Source organism: Nocardiopsis trehalosi NBRC 14201, assembly GCF_001552555.1.
In the GTDB taxonomy this organism is placed as follows: Bacteria; Actinomycetota; Actinomycetes; order Streptosporangiales; family Streptosporangiaceae; genus Nocardiopsis_B; species Nocardiopsis_B trehalosi.
The window spans coordinates 1-952 of the sequence record NZ_BCRK01000363.1; the positions used below are offsets into that span (position 1 = coordinate 1).

Annotated in this window: 1 protein-coding gene; it reads left to right on the forward strand. The window is 73.6% G+C overall.

Annotation, left to right across the window (positions count from 1 at the left end):
• Positions 1-239: 239 nt before the first annotated feature.
• Positions 240-902, forward strand: a complete 663-nt coding sequence (trhA, locus tag NT8_RS28155) for a PAQR family membrane homeostasis protein TrhA (RefSeq protein WP_067976123.1) — start codon at positions 240-242, stop codon at positions 900-902.
• Positions 903-952: the final 50 nt, after the last annotated feature.

The following is a 952-nucleotide window of genomic DNA, read 5'->3' on the forward strand; positions in this document are numbered from 1 at the left end:
CCCGCCGCCGCGACGCGCCGGAGGGCGCGCTGTGCCGAGCGCCACACTATTACTTACGAGTAACCTACGCTTCCGTAGGTAGAGTTCCCCCAGGAGGCGCCCCGCCACCGGGGACGCGCATCCGACCAGGTCGGCGACCGACGCGAGGGGAAGACCACAAGGTGTCCGCACAGCAGCCCGGAGAGCCGGCGGCCCGCCGGCACGACCCCGCCCCGCCCGGCGGGCCCGACGAGGGCCCCATGGCGGTCGCCGCGGACCTGCTGGAGGCGGTCAAGCCGCGCTTGCGCGGCTGGCTCCACCTGGGAACGGCCCCCCTGGCCCTGGCCGCCGGGATCGTCCTGGTGGCGCTCGCCCCGGCGGCGTCGGCCCGCATCGCGGGCGCGATCTACGTGCTCAGCTCGGTGCTGCTGTTCAGCACCTCGGCGATCTACCACGTCGGCCGGTGGTCGCAGCGCGGGACGGCCGTTCTGCGCCGGCTCGACCACTCCAACATCTACCTGATCATCGCCGGCACCTACACGCCGTTCGTGGTCCTGGTGCTCGACGGCCCCCTGCGCACCGCCATGACGGCGCTCATCTGGGGCGGGGCGATCGCGGGGGTGGTGTTCAAGGTCGCCTGGCCGGACGCCCCGCGCTGGCTGTCGACCGCGCTGTACCTGGCCATCGGCTGGGTGGCGGTGCTGTTCATCCCGCAGCTGGTCACCGGGACCCACCCGGCGGCCTGGATCCTCATCCTCGTGGGCGGGCTGCTCTACAGCGCGGGCGCCGTGGTCTACGGGCTCAAGCGCCCCGACCCCGCGCCGCGCTGGTTCGGCTTCCACGAGATCTTCCACTCGCTGACCATCGCCGCCTACGTCTGCCACTACATCGCGGTGTCGTTCGTGGTCTACGGCGCGGCCTAGGGCCGCCCGAGCACGCGCGACGGCGGCCGCCCTCCCCCATCGGGGCGGGC